The organism is Staphylococcus canis, assembly GCF_016238445.1.
Taxonomy (GTDB): domain Bacteria; phylum Bacillota; class Bacilli; order Staphylococcales; family Staphylococcaceae; genus Staphylococcus; species Staphylococcus canis.
On the sequence record NZ_JABANU010000020.1, the window covers coordinates 18994 to 39225 of the forward strand.

Sequence of the window (20232 nt, forward strand, 5' to 3'; positions counted from 1 at the left end):
AAGTCCTCTTTTCTGTTAAAATTTTTCAATCGTTCCGAGTACAGGAAGCTCTAAATATGTTTCTACCGCTTCTTCAGATTGAATACGACGGTCTAGTAACTCCTTGATAAATATAATGAGTAACGCAATGACAAAACCAATCAGCCACCCTACCACAAGGTTGACAATTGTTTTAGGTGCAACTTTATCGGCGTCGTTTTTGGCTTCCGATAGAATTGAAACATTATCAATATTCATAATATGCGGCATTTCATCGCGATATACTTGCGCAATTGCATTAGCTATATTTTCTGCTTCACGTGGCGATTCATGAGTCACACTAATATTAATAATTTGAGACTCTGTTTGATGGGTCACATTGACCATGCGATTCAGTTCATCATATTCATAGCGTTGGGTTAATTGTTTAGAAACGTCATCAAGAATTCTCGGGCTTTTCACAATTTCTGCGTATGTATTTACTAATTGAAGGTTGTTTTGTATAGATTGTGAGTTGAATTCACTATCTGTTTCATTTTGATTTACTAAGATTTGCGTCGATGCTTCATATTTCGGTGTTAGTACAAAAAATGTAACGAGCGCCGATATTATCAAACATAACAACGGTAAAATTATTAAAACCTTCAAATGTCTCCTAAGTATATTTAAAAGTTGACTTAAATCTATTGTTTCTTCCATAATTTCCTCCCCATTTTTAAAACCTACATAGCATTTAAATTTCCATCTATTGATTTAACGCTATATATTCATATATGAATGTATTTGAGAAAGTGACGTATATTGTTTTTATGATTAGGCGTTGTATCATTTTATGAATATGAAACAATATCATTCTCATAATAAGTTACTGCCTAATTTATGTAAATGCTAAAATTTTATAGAAAGTGATAAAATTAAATAATTTTCAACCCATAAAAAACAAGAAAAAAACCTTTCAAAGGTTATTTCCTTCAAAAGGTTTAAAAATTTTAATTATTTTACATTTTTGAGTTGTTTTTTTAATACTTCTGGCTCAATTGCATTTGCGTGGACTTTTTGCGTATCCAAATAGTGTTCGAATGTTTTAGAATCTGCATAAATATCTTGTAATGTATGTTGCAGTGATTCCACTTTGTCAACAGGATACAGATGACTTGGTGCTGTGTAGGTGTGATTGTGTGCCAAGTGCTGATAGCCTAATATCAACATATCATGAAGGAACGCACGATTAACCGCATCGACAATCTCATTACCTTCATTAATATCCAAGTAAACATCACAAGTTTGATATAATTCGTAAACCATTTCTAACTCGACGGCTGGATACAAACGAACATTCGAATACTGTTCGAGACGTGTTAAACGACTAGACATTTCTGTGATAGCTGCAATATGAAACGTCACGTCAGGCAATGCTGTGATGAGTGTCTCGATATGTGGCAGTTGATCAGAGTTTGTCATTGTTAACACGTGACGGCTTTGTTGATTACGTTTTTTAAATGGATAGACATAGCCACCCTGATGCACCTTATGTCGCGCTTCTGGGGTCAGTTGTGTCGTAATAGTTTCATACTCTTGACGTTCCGGAATGATGACGTCAAATGTACGCGCCGTTTTCCCTTCAAGCAACAACTGCATATTTCCTGGGACATGACCACCACTGTGTTCTTGCCAAAATAAGATATCATGTCCATGTCCACCTAAGTGGTACAGTAGCGTAAATGGCGTGCTTAAAGAATTTATCACAAAATGACGCAGATCGATATCTAGCGCTTTGATATAGAATAATAAGAAGTCAATTTTCGTTTTAAAATGATACTGTTTTTGCTTCCAATTAAGTATCATCCCTTTAGAAATATAATTCTCATAAATCACTTCATGACCTGCCGCATCAAAATAACGACGTAAGATCATTTGGCCATTTTGACTGTATACCGTTTGCGCAAACTTGAGCCCTTGCTGATTATAATGATCGACATACTGTAACTTGCCTGATGCATCTAACCATTCTACGTGACTCACGATACGGCGCTTCATACTCGGACGATAACGAATATATCCTCGAACGTGTCCCATATCTTTAATCCAAGCATGATCATTATTGCCTTCAATTTCCCAAAAATGTGGCACCTCAACTTCATTAAAATAAAGTGGTCGGCCGTTTTGATTCGTAGGTGCATCTGCGAAAAAGCGGTAGGGTGTTTGAATCTCTGCTGGTAAAAAGCCATCATCCACCATCACAATGGTTACATCTTTTTGACCATCGCTTTGTAAGGTTTCATATAGTAACTGCGTCGGTGTATCAAAGTGTTCAAATAAATTAACCATGTTGCACCTCTTCAATCAATTTTTTCCATTTGTTTTGAATATGTTGTGTTAAGTATGGTTTCGCAATTTTGTAAGATGTATGATGCGGGCGACGTGGACCTTTATTGAAAAATTGAATGATATGTTCTGCGTATCGTTCAATAATCTCATCATGACGATCGCGTTGTTGGTCAATTGGAATAAGGTAACCATTACCGCGATGTTGAATAAATGTAGGATTACCATAATCAACATCAAATCCTATCATACCAAGCCCAGAACCTACAGCTTCCATTAATGTCAGCCCAAATCCTTCACTAGTAGAGGCTGAGACGAATAACTTATAGTGTTTATAAATTTCATCAAGTTTCACATGACCACGTAAATGGATATAGCTACTTGCATCATTTTCTTCAATAATTTGGCGTATTTTCTCCTTTTCGCCACCTTCACCATAAATATCAAACGATAGCTTCGGTACACGTTGTTTCGCAAGAATAGCTGCACGTACTAACCAATCTACATGCTTTTCACTCGCAAGTCGCGATGCTGTGACCATAGAGTAAGCACGACGCTTTGGTTTCGGGTATTTTAATTCTGGTACGCTTCCAACAGGTATCGTAAAGATACGTGGACGGATGCCAGCATATTTTTGAAATTGTGCCAGAAGCGTTTGATTTTGTTTGTCGGTCGCTGTAATAAAAAAGTCGATATCTTTCGCATGGCTGAACTCATATTCATAGTAATTATTCCATAACACGGTTTCATCATCTGTCGCATGTTTACTATAATGTTCCGCATGCACAACAACACCGACTTTACTGTCACCTGTGTTTTGCAACATTGCTTGACCGACTTTAGAGGCACGATCAAAAATAACAATGTCTTCAGATGTAAGATGAAGTTGTTGCATAAAATATGCGACAAACGCTTCCTTACTATAAAGTTTCATGTCATCAAATGCATAAACGTGCGTTTCCCCATCGATATACTCATTGTAAGCAATCGTCCCATCTTCATTGTAATACTGACGCATAAACAATTTAGCTTGGTTATCAATTGGCGCATAATATTCTGAAAATGTACGTACATAACTGTAATAGTCTTTGCGAATTAATTGCCCATCAATCACAAACTCAGCGCGATCCACAACATCTTGATCTTCATCTTTTAAATAACATGTAATAAACGTACGATCATCTTGTAAAAATAGTCGGCGTACTTTGCCACTTTGTTCCTCACGTTGAATCGGCTCAGCTACTGTTTGTTTTAAATCATCAATTGTATAAGTAGTCGGCGCAATAGGAATATCAGTGAAATACTGATATAGCCAGATCACTTCATCATCTTGAAATCCGATGTGCGACGTTAATGTTTGTATATTTTCTGCACTGATAAAATCTAAAAACACAAATTTCATCGGCACGTTTAAACCGCGTAATAACGTTGCCCGATAGGCTTGTGCGTACTCTACACCACTACTTGCCCAACCTATTCCAAAATTAATATTATAAATCGTCATCACTACTCACCTCTTTTAGCTAGGGAAATGTACCACTAACTTACCTTTCTTATCAAAAGTGGTCACACTTTGACATAAATATTGAATGATATCCGCTTTAATCTGAAGTTTCATCGCATCAAACGACGCTAACGCGACACGGTGATATTCAAAAATCGCATTACGTTGACCATGTTGACGGTTATTCACACTCGCTTTCAGTTGCTGTAAATAATCTACTTGAATCATCCAATTGCTATCTATGGCTTTCAAGATTGCTTTTTGAACAAATCGTGTAAATAAATAGTCATTATTCAATTTTGCTTGCTGATGATCTAACCGTTCTTCAAAAAGTGCCACAAGATATTCGATAACCTCTTTTTTACGTTTAATATTGATGTCTGATAAATCTTTTTTAAATTGAAAACTCAAATGTTTATAAATATATTCAACAACATATGCTTCAGTGAGTTCCGATGATTTCGGTAAATCATGTCGAAACACATCTCTTGCAATATCACTTAAATTTAAATCCGTTCTGTTCCATAAATTTAAAATACGATTACGTTCTTGATAAATTAAGTTCCGCTGAATACTTAAGCTTTTTTCATATTCATTTGCCATTTCACGTGCACGCATGCCTTGTTCTTCAGCTACACGTTGGGCATTACGTACCACTTTATTGACACGTCGCTGAAAAATTTTACTTTGTTCAAGGTCATCTGGTGACATTTCATCAAGTCTTGACTGTTCAAGCAACTTAGATTTACCCCAACGCTTCACCAGATAGTCATCGAGTGAAATATAAATTTGCGAGCTCCCAGGATCTCCTTGACGACCTGAGCGTCCACGTAATTGTCGATCGACCCGACTGTTTTCCATATGTTCTGTCACAATTACTGCCAAACCACCAAGCTCTTTCACACCATCTTCTAACTTAATATCCGTACCACGTCCTGCCATACTTGTTGCGACAGTCACCGCATTTAAATGACCCGCTTCAGCAATCATTTGCGCTTCTTTCGCAACATTTTGTGCAATCAGTAAGTTATTAGGAATATCTTTTTCAAATAATGCATTAGAAAAATATTCTGCAACTTCTGCTGTACGTGTAATGAGTAGAACCGGCCGCTGCATCTCATGTAATGCTTCAACACGTGCTAAAATCGCTTCATTTTTACGCAACGCATTAATGAACACACGATCTGGATAATCTATACGTTCAATGGGGCGATCTGTTGGAATTTGCACGACAATTTTGGAGTAGAGTTCTAAAAACTCTTCTTCACCGAGCTTACTCGTCGCGGACATCCCCGCAAACTGTTCAAACTCTTTGAATAAATTTTGAAATGTAATCGTCGCCATAACACTCATATCTTTAGAAATTTCAATTTCTTCTTTTGCTTCGATGGCCTGATGAAGACCTGACTGCAACTTTGTCCCTGGCATCATACGTCCAGTAATACGATCAATGAGGACCACTTCACCGTTGTACACAAAATAATCCATATTCGCTTCAAACAAGTAACGTGCACGTAATGCTAAATTGATATTACGTACCAAATCAAAATAATCGGCATCATAAAGATTGGGAATGCCAAAATACGCATTCGCTTTTTCAATTCCGGCATCAGTAAGCCAAATTTCTTTCTTTACGGTTTCCACTTCAAAATGTGTCTCTTTTTCAAGCGTTTCTACAAATGCTTTCACAATGCGAAATAAATTAGACTGTAAACGTGGCGCACCAGATATAACGAGCGGCGTTTGAGCGGAATCCAGAATAATCGAATCTACTTCATCAATAATACCGTAATAAAGTGGGGGTAAAAATTTACCTTCGTGTCCATCTGCTAAGTTATCAATCAGGTAATCAAAACCGAGACGGCCGTTAGTCGTATACACAATATCATGACGATAAATTTCTTTTTTCTCATCAGGTTCATACTCATAATCTGGAATATCCACAAAGCCAAGCGCAATCGTCAAGCCGAGCCATTCAAACAACGGCTTCATTTCTAAGTAATCACGCTTTGCTAAATAATCATTTGTTGTGATTAAATAAGCCCCTTTTCCTGTTAGGCCATTTAAATAAAGTGGCATCGTTGCAGTTAGCGTTTTCCCTTCACCCGTCTGCATCTCAGCCATATTCCCTTCATGCAATACAATAGCCCCTAACACTTGAACGTCTTTTGGAAACATACCTAGTACACGTCGACTCGCTTCACGCACTACGGCATATGCTACTGGTAATAAATCATCAAGTGTATGCGTCTTATCTTTTAAAGCTTGCTTGAACTGTGCTGTTTTGTGTTGTAGTGCTTCATCACTCAATGTTTCAAATTCTGCTTGATATTGATTGATTTTCTTCAATGTGCGTTTCAGTCGATTGATACGTTTTTGATTAATGATGTGTTGAATGTTATTAGACATTAACGCACACCTCCAGTTAACATTTCAGTGTTTAACAGTCGCAATTGATGATGACCTAAAACTGGTGCTACTGTGTAAAGCGGATTGTCTTTTGACAAGGAATGGCCATATACGGTGAAATTCGAACCGTTCTCCATGTGTTCAATCGGTGCACTCAAAAGCGCATGGCCTTTGGAATATTGCGCCATTTGGTACGCCATAATATTAGACTGTTCACCATATCCTATAAAGTGATAATACGCCTTCGAATCTTCTATATTTAAAGCTTCTTGCAATACTTGCCAAATACGATCCACCGATACATCATACCAATGTGAGACAACGACGATATTTGGCAGGTGCGCAATCGCTGATTCTGATACTCCACCACTTTCTACAAATAGGACATTAATCGGTATTGTTACATCATTCTTTTGATTTAATGTATATATTTCTAAATCTGTGGAACGCTCAGCCTCATCCTCTTGCGCAATCGTAATTTTGTGAAATGTCAGTTGTTCAGACGCCGCATTAATCATATCTATGTCATATTGAAACGCTTCATCTGGATAATGAACTATCGCTTCATGACCTTGAATAATTTGTGTATCACAGATGGTGCCATTTTTACGTTTAAATGTTAGCTTAAAATAAATACTCGCTTCAGGTATCACCTCATACTCAAATTTGAAATGATACGTATGGTTTCTTTGAAGAATCGGTAACGTTGGAATCATTTTATCTTGCATATGATTCGTGACCATCCGCCATTTATGAATCGTTACACCAGAAGGCATTAAGGCATTTTCAAAATGCGTAACATCATCATCAAATTTGAGTAGCGAACCATACATAAATGTATCTGGCGTCACTTGTGTCCATCGAATTTCAAATAACGTATTAGATATCATGTGGTTCCCTCCCAAACTGACTTTCTAAAATGATATTGTAAAAATTAATAAACCAACTCGTAATTGTTGGAGAGTCGTCATTATGTCGTCCTGGTACACCACGACTCATCACACGTGCGTGTTGCTTTGATAAAATAGGTAACAACATTTCATAAGCATATAAATCATAATCATCATCTTCCATATGTGCAATCGCAAATGTAGTCTGAGACATATCCGCTTGGCCAAACACATCCCAAAATCGTTTGTTCAATCGTGTAATCGCCGATGCACTCAAACTCTTTTCGTTTTTCAACAAAACATCTAGCGCCGTCCCGAAGTCTTCCGGACGTCTTAAACGCATGTTATCCGCAACTGTACCAATATTAATTAACGGTTTACCTACAATTATCGCGGAAGGATTCAATTTCGCACCATAATATAATGCGCCAAATGACCCCATCGATAATCCAGACAAAATAAGCTCATTCGACTTAAAATTCAACTTTTTTAGTGCATTTTGAATAACAGACTGAATTTGTGCTTCATAGTCGTCTGAACCAAGGTAAAATGCGCCCCCTTCAATTCGTGGGTCTCCAATTAAAATAAAAGGCGCATTGAAATGACGCATCATAAAGAACCCTTCAAACCCCTCTGCTGAACGATAACCACTGAAATATACGTTCAATGGTGGCTTCATGTCACCAGGGTCAAAATAATAAATCAACTCATCACGTGTTGAATCGGCGTAGCGTTTGCCCCCAAAGATAAATTGACCCATTTCAATACGTGACCATCGTTTATGAACAGCACCAAGTGTTAATGTCCCTTCTCCTTTTGCGGACACACTAATCGTGATATTCGCATTTTGGTCGTGAATCGGTATTTCTAACGGTTCTGTCAGTTCTGCCTCATTCAGCACATACGTATCGATAACATGTGACGCTGGATCAGTAGAAAGCAAACGAAACGTATATTGCACCTCAACCGTCCCCGTTGTTTGATATTCTGGCCATATCTGAATCACTTTATGCTCATCGTAGTAAAGATGATTTTGCCATGTCACAATCGGTTGAAGCACCTCTCCAAAATGACCTTCCAGCTTCAATTGGTGATTGCCAATATAACGCGCATCTCCAGAAAATGAACGGTTCACAATACCGTGTTTAGGTGAGACTTTATCGCCATACTGTCCTGAGAAAGTTAACGCCTGTATTTTTTCAGACTTTTCTTCATATGTACGATACGTCAATGGTCGAATAATGCGCTGTTCTACAACCTCTTCCGATTGATAGGACGCGTCCCAATAGCCCTCGTCAATAAAGGTATTGAAAGGTAAAGCGATACGTTCAAGTACACGCATAAGCATTGTTGAATGTGGCGCTTCGATATAAATCATGTCGTATTTACCGTTGATTTTAGTCTCACTCTCAAAAGCACGCCCTTCTTCAGCAAGCCCATGAATTGTGTCAATATCAATATAATTCCATTTAACATCTTGAGGATTAGCCAACTGCGGTTGAAAGTTTTCGCCGCCAATTTGTAGCACTTTATACTTTTTAATTTTCCGTACCATACGATACCCCTTCTAACCATTCATCTAATTGTTTTAATATCCTATCTGAACGATAGTGTTTCGCAAGTTTCATTGAAAAGGCATAAGATTGGTTCCAATTTTTTAAGTGATGGAAAAAGTAATCTAATGCTTCCGGCAATTGCTTAGCGCTTTCAATAATATAGCCGTTTTGATGATGTTGTACGTATTCTGTCTGTTGTCGATTAATTTGAGGAATACCCGCACTAAGACCACAAATTTGAAGATATAAATCAGGTTCTTTTCTTAAATCTACAGTCAGACGCAATGTCGACATCGCTTCAATCACATCATTTTCAAATGGAACTGTTTGAACCTTTATATATTCAATAGGTTCATCTTCTAATAGTTCATCGACTTCTTGAGAAACCACATCAGTCGCATTACGTTGTTCATTAACCTGTGCAACATACGTATTAAGCCAAGCGGGCACTGGAAGCGTCGCCTCTCTTCGTAATAAGACAATACGTATATTCTCATCTTCATCCATATACGTATTGAAATATTTCAAGGTTTCTTGTAGTGCTCCTGTAGTAATACCATCTATCCAAACACCAATATTGTATTCATAAAGTTGACTACTAATATTTGGCAACACTTCCGTCGCAAAAGGTGTAATGCGCATCAACTTCTGAGAATGAGGCACTGTTTCAAAATAGTGTTTTAAACGCAGTTCTTGATGCTGTGTATCAACTAAAATAAAGTCACCACTTTGAAGCGCTTGATATTGTGGCACTTCCATATAAGGCTCGCGTTGTTGATAAATTGAAAAACATAATAAATGAGATGCAATCTCCTTTTCAATAATTGCATGATGACGGTCATCAGCCGCAACAACAAAAGGTACGCTAGTATCTATATTCTCAAGATAATGACGTAAACGCTCACTAATGATACTTTCCATAGATGAATACGTACTGTGTTGAAATTGTGATTGATAGTTTTCAGCAATCGTAACTTCACCATGCATTACATCTTCACGCATAATCCAATCCCCATGAATCGTCATGTAATACTGATAAATAGGTTGCGCCGCATTATTATAAGTGACATAACTTGATAAATATCCACGATCATCAAAAATATAACTGAATTTCAACACATCATCATCATATCGTTCAATACGATTTAAATATCCTTCTTGATTAAAATAAATATTTGAGTAAGTGGCTTCACTTTCAATCGCACGAACTAAATGCGGCGTATAAATAAATTCTGTATGATCTGACCAATTCAAACTTCGATAATCTACAGATTGTGTAGGACGTTTCGTAAAACCTTGAATTTCATCAAATACAGACCAATACGTTGCCTCATATAAGTCATTGCGATGTAAAAACAAACGTAATTCAGGTTGATAGTGTAACAACACAATTTCAAAAGCTTTATCATTTTTGAGATGCATCGTCATTAAGCTAATCAATTCATCATATTCAGTAACAGATTGTTGCTCGTAAAAAGCGGTTTGCATGGACTTCCACCATATTTCAGCACCATACCATGCCGGAATAAAACGTTTCATAAAAAACTCCTTACCAATATTTATTTAGCACATCTTGATATTTATCAAAATAAAGATAGGTTTTAATCGTTTCAGCAATATTAATGCCGATGTAAACCATAATAATCATCTGAACAACAAAGTAGATTTGTTGTGAAAACTGAGGGACAAGTAATGAAAAATATAAAGGCACTCCGATGATAAGTCCTACAATGACTGACCCCATCCAACAAATGCGACGAGCTTTTCGGTTCAAGTACTGCTCTGTTTCAGGTCCAGGGTAGATGCCTACAAAATAATTCCCATTTTTAAGAAAATCTTTAGTCTTTTGTTTGGTATTAATCATTAACCGAGATAATGCATAACCTAAAGTAATCTGTATCACTAAATACACCGTAATTCCAATGACATGACCAAATGTTAAAACATTAAAGACCTTCACGTCATCAATAAACTGTGCCGCAATTAAAGTAATCAGACTATGCAATAAAATGAACACAGACAAACTAATCATAATCGAAATACTACCTGCTGGATTTAACTTCCAAGCTAAATATGTGTAAGGTCTAAACTTAGAAACACTCATAATATCGCGATACGGCATTTGATATTCAATCAATTCAAGTAGTAATAAAAGTATTAATGCTACAGCGATGAAAGCAATAATTGCTATTAAAATTGATTGTTGAATATGAATATCTGATAGCTGATGCTGGAAAATAGACTTCACAATACTCAACATCACTATAGGCATTGGCCCTGCAATTCCATGTCGCACATTTTGATCAGCAAGCCACACTAACATCATTGTGCCTGCAACTAAAATTAATAAGAAAAACCACATTTGCTGTTGATTCACTTTATCGTGTTGCACATATTGATTAATAACAAACAAACCTTGGATAATAGCCAAAGCTAATGTCAAAAATTTCTCTTTATAATGGCGTTCTGCTCGAGTCTGCAACATTGTTTTTTCTACATCACGATATGCCATTAAACTTAAAAAAATCATCGCAGTAAGCCATGGTCCAAGTCCCAGAGAGAAGACATTAATCGTATGAATATCGCCGCCAACATTTGAAACGGCAAGTTTAAAAAACGCATTATCTTGTTGACGAATAGCACTATTGTCAATTAATGCGAGATGACTTCCAAATATGTATATGAATAGAATAAAAAACGTAAATATCAAACGTTTATATAAAACTTTATATTCGTATTGCTTAAAAATACGATGCACTAAATTATTTTTCACATTAACCCTCTTTTGATATCACATGCCATTCAAGAGACTAAAGCTACTGAGGCAATATATTTTTTATGTAGCTCTATCGTGATACAACACATGTTGGCTCACCTGTCGTATCACGAAACCACTACATTGATATGATTTAAAGCACATATCAAGCACGACAGGACAGCACATTAATATTTCCTTGGAAACATTGTGATGCCCCAGTCGTATGCTTTGTTTCTTAACAACCTAACATTAGAAATATACCCCAATATTTACAATTTTAGCATTTAGCCTCTCAATAACATGTTCAATTTAGTATGGTCTACTTCGATTGTTTCTCATTGCGATCTTTTCTAGATTTTTTGATTAAACCTAAACCAGCTAACATCGCTGCAAACGCACCAAGTAATCCATTATTATTTGAAGCTTGACCTGTTTCAGGAAGTGCTTCTTTGCCTTTAGTTGTTGCTGTTGATTCATCCATAGACTCTGATGTTGATGGATTCATCGACGTACTTGTTGAAGTTGAAGTTGAAGTGCTTGTACTTGTCGATGATGCCGTACTCATTGATTCAGATGCGCTTAATGATGCACTTGTCGATTCACTTACTGAAGTCGACGCGCTTTCTGACGCTGATGTACTTGCTGATTCAGACGCACTTAATGATGCACTTGTTGACTCACTTGCTGAAGCTGAAGTGCTTGTGCTTGCTGATACTGATGTACTTACAGATTCAGATGCGCTTACTGATGCACTCGTTGAGTTACTTTCTGATGTTGAAGTACTTGCACTTTCTGATGCTGACGTACTTGCTGATTCAGATGCACTCACTGATGCACTTGTTGACTCACTTGTTGAAGTTGAAGTGCTTGCACTTTCTGACGCTGACGTACTTGCTGATTCAGATGCGCTTACTGATGCACTTGTTGACTCGCTTGTTGAAGCCGAAGCGCTTGTGCTTGCTGACGCTGACGTACTTACTGATTCAGATGCGCTTACTGATGCACTTGTTGACTCGCTTGTTGAAGCCGAAGCGCTTGTGCTTGCTGACGCTGACGTACTTACTGATTCAGATGCGCTTACTGATGCACTTGTTGATGAATCACTTGGTGTTTCAGACGCGCTTAATGACGCACTTGTTGAAGTCGAAGCGCTTGTACTTTCTGACGCTGATGTACTTACAGATTCTGACGCACTCATTGATCCACTTGTTGACTCGCTTGCTGAAGTCGATGTGCTTGCACTTTCTGATACTGACGTACTTGCTGATTCAGATGCGCTCACTGATGCACTTGTTGACTCACTTGTTGAAGTCGATGTGCTTGTGCTTTCTGATGTTGACGCGCTCGCTGATTCAGATGCGCTCACTGACGCACTTGCTGATTCAGATGCACTCACTGATGCACTTGTTGACTCGCTTGCTGAAGCCGAAGCGCTTGTGCTTTCTGATACTGACGTACTTGCTGATCCAGATGCACTTAATGACGCTGATGTGCTCGTTGATTCAGATGCGCTTAATGATGCACTTGTTGACTCACTTGCTGAAGCCGATGTGCTTTCACTTTCTGATGCTGACGCGCTTGCTGATTCAGACTCACTTAATGATGCACTCGTTGAGTTACTTTCTGATGTTGAAGTACTTTCGCTTGCTGATGCTGACGTACTTGCTGATTCAGATGCGCTCACTGATCCACTTGTTAACTCGCTTGTTGAAGCCGAAGCGCTTGTGCTTTCTGATGTTGACGTACTTGTTGATTCAGACTCACTTAATGATTCACTTGTTGACTCACTTGCTGAAGTAGAAGTACTTGTGCTTTCTGATGCTGATGTACTTGCTGACTCAGATTCACTCACTGATGCACTTGTTGATTCACTTACTGAAACTGAAGTGCTTGTGCTTTCTGATGTTGACGCGCTCGCTGATTCAGATGCGCTCACTGATGCACTTGTTGACTCACTTGCTGAAGTTGAGGCACTTGTGCTTGCTGACGCTGATGTACTTGCTGATTCAGATGCGCTCACTGATCCACTTATTGACTCGCTTGCTGAAGTCGACGCGCTTTCACTTTCTGATGCTGACGCGCTTGCTGATTCTGATTCACTTACTGATGTGCTTGTTGACTCACTTACTGAAGCTGACGTACTTGTGCTTGCTGATGCTGACGTACTTGCTGATTCAGATTCACTCACTGATGCACTTGTCGATTCACTTGTTGAAGCCGATGTGCTTGCGCTTTCTGATGTTGATGTACTTACAGATTCAGACGCACTTAATGATGTGCTTGTTGACTCACTTGCTGAAGTAGAAATACTTGTGCTTTCTGATGCTGACGCGCTTGCTGATTCTGATTCACTTACTGATGTGCTTGTTGACTCACTTGTTGAAGCCGATGTACTTGCACTTTCTGATGCTGATGCGCTCATTGATTCACTTGTTGAAGCCGAAGCGCTTGTGCTTTCTGATGCTGATGCACTTGCTGATTCAAATTCACTTAATGACGTACTTGTTGAAGTCGATGTACTTTCGCTTTCTGATACTGATGTGCTCGCTGATTCAGACGCACTTAATGATGCACTTGTTGACTCACTTGCTGAAGTCGATGCGCTTGTGCTTTCTGATGCTGATACGCTTGCTGATTCTGATTCACTCACTGACGCGCTTGTTGAAGTTGATGCACTTGCGCTCACTGATGTTGATGTGCTCGCTGATTCAGATTCACTTACTGATGTGCTTGTTGACTCACTTGCTGAAGCCGATGTGCTTGCACTTTCTGACGCTGATGTACTTACAGATTCAGATGCACTTAATGATGCACTTGTTGACTCACTTGCTGAAGTCGATGCGCTTGTGCTTTCTGATACTGACGTACTTGCTGATTCTGATTCACTTAATGACGCTGATGTGCTCGTTGATTCAGATGCGCTTAATGATGCACTTGTTGACTCGCTTACTGAAGCTGAAGCGCTTGTGCTTTCTGATGTTGACGCGCTTGCTGATTCTGATTCACTTACTGATGTGCTTGTTGACTCACTTACTGAAGCTGATGTACTTGTGCTTTCTGACGCTGACGTACTTGCTGATTCAGACGCACTCACTGACGCACTTGTTGAAGTCGAAGTACTTGTGCTTTCTGACGCTGATGTACTTGCTGATTCAGATGCGCTCACTGATGCACTTGTTGACTCGCTTGTTGAAGCCGATGTGCTTGCGCTTTCTGATGCTGATGTGCTCGCTGATTCAGATGCACTCACTGATGCACTTGTTGACTCACTTGCTGAAGTCGATGTGCTTGCACTTTCTGACGCTGATGTGCTCGCTGATGCACTCGTTGAGTTACTTTCTGATGTTGAAGTACTTGCACTTTCTGATGCTGATGTACTTGCTGATTCAGATGCGCTTACTGATGTGCTTGTTGACTCGCTTGCTGATTCAGATGCACTCACTGATGCGCTTGTTGACTCGCTTGCTGAAGTCGATGTGCTTGCACTTTCTGACGCTGATGTACTTGTTGATTCAGATGCGCTTACTGATGCGCTTGTTGACTCGCTTGTTGAAGTCGAAGTGCTTGTGCTTTCTGATGTTGACGCGCTTGCTGATTCAGATGCACTCACTGATGCGCTTGTTGACTCGCTTGCTGAAGTCGAAGTGCTTGTGCTTGCTGACGCTGACGTACTTACAGATTCTGACGCACTCACTGACGCACTTGTTGACTCACTTGTTGAAGCCGATGTGCTTGTGCTTGCTGATGCTGATGTGCTCGCTGATTCTGATTCACTCACTGACGCACTTGTTGACTCGCTTACTGAAGTTGAAGTACTTGCGCTTTCTGATACTGATGTGCTCGCTGATTCAGATGCACTTACTGATGTGCTTGTTGACTCACTTGCTGAAGTCGACGCGCTTTCACTTTCTGATACTGATGCGCTTGCTGATTCAGACGCACTTAATGATGCACTTGTTGACTCACTTGCTGAAATTGAAGTACTTTCGCTTTCTGATGCTGATGTGCTCGCTGATTCAGATGCACTTACTGATGTGCTTGTTGACTCACTTACTGAAGCTGAAGTACTTGTGCTTGCTGACGCTGATGTACTTACAGATTCAGACGCACTCACTGACACACTTGTTGACTCACTTGTTGAAGCCGAAGCGCTTGTGCTTGCTGATGCTGATGTGCTCGCTGATTCAGATGCGCTTACTGATGTGCTTGTTGACTCGCTTGTTGAAGTCGATGTGCTTGTGCTTGCTGACGCTGACGTACTTACAGATTCTGACGCACTCATTGATCCACTTGTTGACTCGCTTGCTGAAGTCGATGTGCTTGCACTTTCTGATGCTGACGTACTTGCTGATTCGGATGCGCTTACTGATGTGCTTGTTGACTCGCTTGTTGAAGTCGATGTGCTTGTGCTTTCTGATGTTGACGCGCTTGCTGATTCAGATGCACTCACTGATGCGCTTGTTGACTCGCTTGCTGAAGTCGATGTGCTTGCACTTTCTGACGCTGACGTACTTGCTGATTCAGATACACTCACTGATGCACTTGTTGACTCACTTACTGAAGTCGAAGTGCTTGTGCTTTCTGACGCTGATGTGCTCGCTGATTCTGATTCACTTACCGATGTGCTTGCGCTTGCTGATGTTGACGCGCTCGCTGATTCAGATGCACTCACTGATCCACTTACTGACTCACTTGTTGAAGTTGAAGTACTTGCGCTTTCTGATGCTGATGTACTTGCTGACTCTGATGCACTTAATGATGTGCTTGTCGATTCACTTACTGAAGCCGAAGTGCTCACACTTTCTGATGCTGACGTGCTCGCTGATTCAGATGCACTTACTGATGTACTTGTTGACTCACTTGCTGAAGCCGATGCACTTGCGCTTTCTGACGCTGACGTACTTGCTGATTCAGACGCACTCACTGATCCACTTGTTGACTCACTTGCTGAAGCCGATGCGCTTACTGATCCACTTACTGACTCACTTGTCGAAGTTGAAGTACTTGCGCTTTCTGACGCTGACATACTTGCTGACTCTGATGCACTCACTGACGCACTTGTTGAAGTCGAAGTACTTGTGCTTTCTGATGTTGACGCGCTCGCTGATTCAAACTCACTTAATGATGCACTCGTTGAGTTACTTTCTGATGTTGAAGTACTTTCGCTTACTGATGCTGATGTACTTGCTGACTCTGATGCACTCACTGATGCACTTGTTGACTCACTTACTGAAGTCGACGCGCTTTCACTTTCTGATACTGATACGCTTGCTGATTCAGACGCACTTAATGATGTGCTTGTTGACTCACTTGCTGAAGTCGAAGTACTTGTGCTTTCTGATGCTGATGTGCTCGCTGATTCAGATGCACTTACTGATGTACTTGTTGACTCACTTGCTGAAGTCGATGTGCTTGTGCTTTCTGATGTTGACGCGCTTGCTGATTCAGATGCACTTACTGATGTACTTGTTGACTCACTTGCTGAAGTCGATGTGCTTGTTGACTCACTTACTGAAGCTGAAGTACTTGTGCTTTCTGACGCTGATGTACTTACAGATTCAGACGCACTTACTGACGCACTTGTTGATTCACTTGTTGAAGCCGAAGCGCTTGTGCTTTCTGATGTTGACGCGCTCGCTGATTCAGATTCACTCACTGATGCACTTGTTGACTCACTTATTGAAGCCGATGCACTTGTACTTTCTGACTCTGACGCACTCACTGATGCACTCATTGAGTTACTTTCTGATACTGATGTGCTTGCTGATTCAGACGCACTTGCGCTTTCTGACGCTAACGTACTTGCTGATTCAGACGCACTCACTGATCCACTTGTTGACTCACTTGTTGAAGTTGAAGTACTTGCACTTGCTGATGCTGATGTACTCGCTGATTCAGATGCACTCACTGATGCACTTGTTGACTCACTTGTTGAAGCCGATGTGCTTGCACTTGCTGATGCTGATGTGCTCGCTGATTCAAACTCACTTAATGATGCACTCGTTGAGTTACTTTCTGATGTTGAAGTACTTTCGCTTACTGATGCTGATGTACTTGCTGACTCAGATGCACTCACTGATGCACTTGTTGAGTTACTTTCTGATGTTGAAGTACTTTCGCTTACTGATGCTGATGTACTTGCTGATTCAGATGCACTCACTGATCCACTTACTGAAGTCGACGCGCTTTCACTTTCTGATACTGATGCGCTTGCTGATTCAGACGCACTTGTTGAAGTTGAAGTACTTGCGCTTTCTGATACTGATGTGCTCACTGATTCTGATTCACTTAATGACGTGCTTGCTGAAGTAGAAGTGCTTTCGCTTTCAGACGCTGACGTACTTGCTGATTCAGATGCACTCACTGACGCACTTGTTGAAGTCGAAGTACTTGTGCTTTCTGACGCTGATGTACTTGCTGATTCAGATGCGCTCACTGATGCACTTGTTGACTCGCTTGTTGAAGCCGATGTGCTTGCGCTTTCTGATGCTGATGTGCTCGCTGATTCAGATGCACTCACTGATGCACTTGTTGACTCACTTGCTGAAGTCGAAGTACTTGTGCTTTCTGATGTTGACGCGCTTGCTGATTCTGATTCACTTACTGATGTGCTTGTTGACTCACTTACTGAAGCTGAAGTACTTGTGCTTTCTGATGCTGACGTACTTGCTGATTCAGACGCACTCACTGACGCACTTGTTGACTCACTTGTTGAAGTCGATGTGCTTGCACTTTCTGATGCTGATGTGCTCGCTGATTCTGATTCACTTACCGATGTGCTTGTTGACTCACTTACTGAAGCCGAAGTGCTCACACTTTCTGATGTTGATGTACTTGCTGACTCTGATTCACTTAATGACGTGCTTGTTGAAGTTGAAGTACTTGCACTTTCTGACGCTGACGTACTTGCTGACTCAGATGCGCTTACTGATCCACTTACTGAAGTCGACGCGCTTTCACTTTCTGATACTGATGCGCTTGCTGATTCAGATGCACTCACTGATGCACTTGTTGACTCACTTGCTGATTCAGATGCACTTGTACTTTCTGACGCTGACGTACTTGCTGATTCAGACGCACTCACTGACGCACTTGTTGACTCACTTGCTGAAGTCGAAGTACTTGTGCTTTCTGATGCTGATGTACTTACAGATTCAGATGCACTCACTGACGCACTTGTCGATTCACTTGTTGAAGCCGATGTGCTTACGCTTGCTGATGTTGACACGCTCGCTGATTCAGATGCACTCACTGATCCACTTACTGACTCACTTGTTGAAGTTGAAGTACTTGCACTTTCTGACGCTGACGTACTTGCTGATTCAGATGCGCTCACTGATGCACTTGTTGACTCGCTTGTTGAAGCCGAAGCGCTTGTGCTTGCTGATGCTGATGCGCTTGTTGAGTCACTTTCTGATGTTGAAGTACTTTCGCTTACTGATGCTGATGTACTTGCTGACTCTGATGCACTCACTGATGCACTTGTCGACTCACTTGTTGAAGCCGAAGTGCTTGTGCTTTCTGATGTTGACGCGCTTGCTGATTCAGATGCACTCACTGATGCACTTGTCGATTCACTTGCTGAAGCCGATGCACTTGTACTTTCTGACGCTGATGTACTTGCTGACTCTGACGCACTCACTGATGCACTTGTTGACTCGCTTGTTGAAGTCGACGCGCTTTCACTTTCTGACGCTGACGTACTTGCTGACTCTGATGCACTTAATGATGTGCTTGTCGATTCACTTACTGAAGCCGAAGTGCTCACACTTTCTGATGCTGACGTGCTCGCTGATTCAGATGCGCTCACTGATGCACTTGTCGATTCACTTGCTGAAGTTGAAGTGCTTGCACTTTCTGATGCTGATGTGCTCGCTGATTCAGATGCACTCACTGATTCACTCGTTGAGTTACTTTCTGATGTTGAAGTACTTTCGCTTTCTGATGCAGACGTACTTGCTGATTCAGATGCACTTAATGACGCACTTGTTGAGTTGCTTACTGATGTTGAAGTACTTTCACTTGCTAATAATGATGCACTCTTCGACTCACTCAATGATGTACTTTGAGATAAGGCTTCACTCTTCGAAGCACTTGCTGATACACTTTGTGATTGCGCTACACTTTTCGATTCACTTACCGATGTACTTGTTGATGCTAGTACACTTTGTGATGTGCTTCTACTCATAGATAAACTTGTAGAAGTTGATGTGCTTGCCGATGCTGACTCACTTGCTGATTGCGATGCACTCATACTTGTTGATGCTGATATACTTAACGATTCTGAGGTACTTAATGATGAGCTTTCGCTTGCCGATGTCGATGCACTTATTGAACTTGATGTGCTTGCTGATAATGATGCGCTCTTCGACTCACTCAATGATGTACTTTGAGATAAGGCTTCACTCTTCGAAGCACTTGCTGATGTACTCTGTGATTGTGCTACGCTTTTTGAGGCACTTACTGAAGTACTTGTTGAGTCAACTATACTTTGTGATGTGCTTTTACTCATAGATGTACTTGTTGATGCTGATTCACTTGCTGATGCTGACTCACTCGCTGATTGTGATGCGCTTGCACTTGCTGACGCTGATGTACTTAACGATTCTGAGGTACTTAATGAAGTACTTGCACTTGCTGATGTCGATGCGCTTATTGAACTTGATGTACTTGCTGATAATGACGCGCTCTTCGACTCACTCAATGATGTACTTTGAGATAAGGCTTCACTCTTCGAAGCACTTGCTGATGTACTCTGTGATTGTGCTACGCTTTTTGAGGCACTTACTGAAGTACTTGTTGAGTCAACTA

The 20232-nt window shown here is 40.4% G+C and carries 11 protein-coding genes and 1 pseudogene; 2 read left to right on the forward strand and 10 right to left on the reverse strand.

Annotated elements, in window-relative coordinates; genetic code table 11:
* Nucleotides 1–15 precede the first annotated feature (15 nt).
* From HHH54_RS08280 to HHH54_RS11540, 10 genes and pseudogenes are all read right to left on the reverse strand, one after another.
* Nucleotides 16–678: a Wzz/FepE/Etk N-terminal domain-containing protein gene (locus HHH54_RS08280; RefSeq protein WP_198618370.1), complete on the reverse strand. Its 663-nt coding sequence runs from the start codon at nt 676–678 to the stop codon at nt 16–18.
* Between the two features lie 294 nt (nt 679–972).
* Nucleotides 973–2307 carry an accessory Sec system glycosylation chaperone GtfB gene (gtfB, locus tag HHH54_RS08285; protein WP_198618371.1) on the reverse strand — a complete coding sequence of 445 codons (1335 nt, stop codon included), beginning with the start codon at nt 2305–2307 and terminating at the stop codon, nt 973–975.
* Entirely contained in the window at nt 2300–3808 is a 1509-nt protein-coding gene (gene gtfA, locus HHH54_RS08290) for an accessory Sec system glycosyltransferase GtfA (RefSeq protein ID WP_198618372.1), read from the reverse strand. The genes gtfB and gtfA overlap by 8 nt, the downstream gene beginning before the upstream one ends.
* Before the next feature lie 15 nt (nt 3809–3823).
* Complete coding sequence (gene secA2, locus HHH54_RS08295) at nt 3824–6217, reverse strand: accessory Sec system translocase SecA2 (protein ID WP_198618373.1); 2394 nt, start codon at nt 6215–6217, stop codon at nt 3824–3826.
* Nucleotides 6217–7107 (reverse strand): accessory Sec system protein Asp3, encoded by an 891-nt coding sequence (asp3, locus tag HHH54_RS08300; protein WP_198618374.1) that lies wholly within the window; start codon nt 7105–7107, stop codon nt 6217–6219. The genes secA2 and asp3 overlap by 1 nt, the downstream gene beginning before the upstream one ends.
* Nucleotides 7097–8662, reverse strand: coding sequence for an accessory Sec system protein Asp2 (asp2, locus tag HHH54_RS08305; RefSeq protein ID WP_198618375.1), 1566 nt, complete (start codon nt 8660–8662; stop codon nt 7097–7099). The genes asp3 and asp2 overlap by 11 nt, the downstream gene beginning before the upstream one ends.
* The gene (gene asp1, locus HHH54_RS08310) at nt 8646–10202 is read right to left on the reverse strand and encodes an accessory Sec system protein Asp1 (RefSeq protein ID WP_198618376.1); all 1557 of its coding nucleotides are present in this window, start codon (nt 10200–10202) and stop codon (nt 8646–8648) included. The genes asp2 and asp1 overlap by 17 nt, the downstream gene beginning before the upstream one ends.
* Before the next feature lie 10 nt (nt 10203–10212).
* Entirely contained in the window at nt 10213–11421 is a 1209-nt protein-coding gene (gene secY2, locus HHH54_RS08315; protein WP_198618381.1) for an accessory Sec system protein translocase subunit SecY2, read from the reverse strand.
* 319 nt (nt 11422–11740) lie between these two features.
* Nucleotides 11741–11902, reverse strand: a complete 162-nt coding sequence (locus HHH54_RS08320; RefSeq protein ID WP_198618377.1) for an LPXTG cell wall anchor domain-containing protein — start codon at nt 11900–11902, stop codon at nt 11741–11743.
* 1263 nt (nt 11903–13165) lie between these two features.
* Nucleotides 13166–19315: pseudogene (locus HHH54_RS11540) on the reverse strand (hypothetical protein); the annotation flags it as partial.
* A 280-nt stretch (nt 19316–19595) separates the two neighbouring features.
* Between HHH54_RS11540 and HHH54_RS08330 the strand changes: the two are divergent.
* Both HHH54_RS08330 and HHH54_RS08335 read left to right on the forward strand, forming a co-directional pair.
* Nucleotides 19596–19814, forward strand: a complete 219-nt coding sequence (locus HHH54_RS08330) for a hypothetical protein (RefSeq protein ID WP_198618378.1) — start codon at nt 19596–19598, stop codon at nt 19812–19814.
* 105 nt (nt 19815–19919) lie between these two features.
* The gene (locus HHH54_RS08335; RefSeq protein ID WP_198618379.1) at nt 19920–20138 is read left to right on the forward strand and encodes a hypothetical protein; all 219 of its coding nucleotides are present in this window, start codon (nt 19920–19922) and stop codon (nt 20136–20138) included.
* The last annotated feature ends 94 nt before the right edge of the window (nt 20139–20232 follow it).